Source organism: Mesorhizobium sp. M1E.F.Ca.ET.041.01.1.1 (assembly GCF_003997355.1).
GTDB lineage: Bacteria > Pseudomonadota > Alphaproteobacteria > Rhizobiales > Rhizobiaceae > Mesorhizobium.
Genome location: NZ_RZSL01000811.1, coordinates 1 through 2169 on the forward strand (window position 1 = coordinate 1; position 2169 = coordinate 2169).

Sequence of the window (2169 nt, forward strand, 5' to 3'; positions counted from 1 at the left end):
GCCGAACCGCCGCGCCCGGCGAAGGTCGAAGGCGGCGCGCGCGTGGCCGATTCCAAGACAGGCCAATTGCGGCTCAGGGTCGTCGAAGACGGCGAGTAGTCTCGCCTCTCGCCGAGGTCTCGCTCCCTACTGCTCCTCGACCACCCTGGTGCCCTCGAACTCCGGCAGCCAGTGCAGCGCCGAGCGATGCCAGTATTGCGTCCTCGGCACCAGCTGGTCGCGCTGGCGCGCCGTGCCTGTCCTGACGCCATAGACCTTCGGCCCGTCGCCGACCGATATCGCGTATAGGTGCGAACCGCAATCGCCGCAAAAGCCCTGCGCCCGCTTGGCGCCGCTCGACCCGGTCTTGATGTAGACCTTGGGCTCGCCCTTGGTGATGCGGTAATCTTCTTCAGGCACCCGCACGGTGACGCGAAAAGCCGTGCCGGTGAGTTGCTGGCAATCCGTGCAGTGGCAGATCGAGGTCTTTTCCGGGTCGACCTCCGCCTCATAGGTGATGGCGCCGCAATGGCACCCGCCGTCGATCTTCATCGGGCTTACTCCCCAAAGGTTGCTTCGCTCAAACCTAATCCTCTTCGGAGGCCTCGGCGATAGCCTTGCGCCTGCGCTCCCAGGTGCCAGTCGCCTGCGGCTTGACGAACAGCTTGATGATTTCCGGCATCTCTTTCCTCAACCGCGCCTCCAGCCGCTCGACGCAGGCCTCGATCTCGGGCGCGGTCAGATGGTCCTCGAATTCGATGCTCAAGCCGGCGACGATCTCTTGCGGGCCGATGTGAACGCTCAATATGCCGTTCGCCCGCTGGACTGCCGGATCTTCCTCAGCGATCGCCAGAACCTTGCGCTGCACCTCGGGCGAAGCGGGCTCGCCGAGGAGCAGGCCCTTGCTCTCGCGCGCCAGGAAGATCGCGGTGGCGCCAAGGATGATCGCGATGCCGATCGAGCCGGCGCCGTCGAGTTCGGGGATCTCCAGGAGCTCGGCAGACAGGATGCCGGCGAAGGCGACGATCAAGCCGAGCAGTGCCGCGCTGTCCTCGAACAGCACCGTGTAGACGCTCGGGTCCTTGCTGCGGCGCACCGCCTGGAACCAGCCCTGCTTGCCCTTCTGCTGGCGGAACTCCTTCAGTGCCACCAGCCAGGAACTGCCTTCGAACAGAAAGGACAGGCCAAGCACGATGTAGTTGACCTTGGCGTTGACGACCGGCTCGGGCGCCATGATGTGGGTGACGCCCTCATAGAAGGACACGCCGGAGCCGAGCGCGAACACCAGGAGCGCGACGATGAAGCTCCAGAAATAGAGCTCGCGCCCGTGGCCGAGCGGATGCTTGCGGTCGGGTGGGCGTGCGGCGCGACGCATGCCGTAGAGCAGAAGCGCGCCGTTGCCGGTGTCGACCAGCGAATGCACACCTTCCGACAGCATGGCGGAAGAGCCGGTGAAGAATGCCGCGGCGAACTTGGTCAGCGCGATCGCGAGGTTGCCGGCGAGCGCGGCGTAGATCACCCTTTTCGAGCCGCTGTGCCCTGCCATCCGCTTCCCGATCCTCTTTGGAGCGCCGAGCTTAACGACCTGCCGACCGAAGCTCCACAGACAATGCGCCAATGGCTCCGAGGTTCAAGGAGAGTGACGCACAGCCGGACCAACTGCCGAAACCTGTTTCGGGGCCGGCGGATCAAGGGAAAACGGTTGACATCCGGGAAGCCGGCTTCGAAGCGTCAAACGGCCTCTTGCGATCCGGCGCTTCTCTTGTTTCACTTGAGGCGCCCACAAATCGGAGGAGCGAATCATGGCTAAAGGTGCGATGAAGGCGGGCAAGGAACCCCGCAAGCCGAAGAAGGACGCGAAGAAACCAGCCGCGGCCCCGGCTCCGAAGGCGCCGCCGGTCAAGGCGATGCGCATCAAGGAGAAGTAGACCGCCGGCGCGGCCGATCCGTCTCGAGTGAAACCTGAACCGGCGGCATGCCGAATGCTGCCGGTGTTTTGTTGATCGGGGAGCGGAGCTCACTATATCAGTGCGGCGAGGACGACCTCGCTTCCCGAAAACCGGCCGGGACGACCCGCCACCTCAGGCATCGGACAGCGATGCCGGATGAGGGAGCGTTTGCGATGTCCTGGGTTCTTCTTTTTTTCGCCGGCCTGTTCGAGATCGGCTGGGCCATCGGCCTCAAATACAC

Annotated in this window: 3 protein-coding genes and 1 pseudogene; 2 read left to right on the forward strand and 2 right to left on the reverse strand. The window is 64.4% G+C overall.

The features are described 5' to 3' along the window. Positions 1–126: 126 nt before the first annotated feature. Positions 127–531, reverse strand: coding sequence for a GFA family protein (locus EOA38_RS34470; RefSeq protein WP_127301318.1), 405 nt, complete (start codon positions 529–531; stop codon positions 127–129). Positions 532–565: 34 nt separating this feature from the next. Next, a complete protein-coding gene (locus tag EOA38_RS34475; RefSeq protein WP_127301319.1) occupies positions 566–1525 on the reverse strand; it encodes a cation diffusion facilitator family transporter in 960 nt (319 codons plus the stop codon). Between the two features lie 256 nt (positions 1526–1781). On the opposite strand from EOA38_RS34475, the gene EOA38_RS41030 reads away from it, so the two are divergent. Together EOA38_RS41030 and EOA38_RS40735 are read left to right on the forward strand one after the other, a co-directional pair. Then, entirely contained in the window at positions 1782–1907 is a 126-nt protein-coding gene (locus EOA38_RS41030) for a hypothetical protein (RefSeq protein WP_082953831.1), read from the forward strand. A 47-nt stretch (positions 1908–1954) separates the two neighbouring features. After that, a pseudogene (locus EOA38_RS40735) lies at positions 1955–2169 on the forward strand (hypothetical protein); the annotation flags it as partial.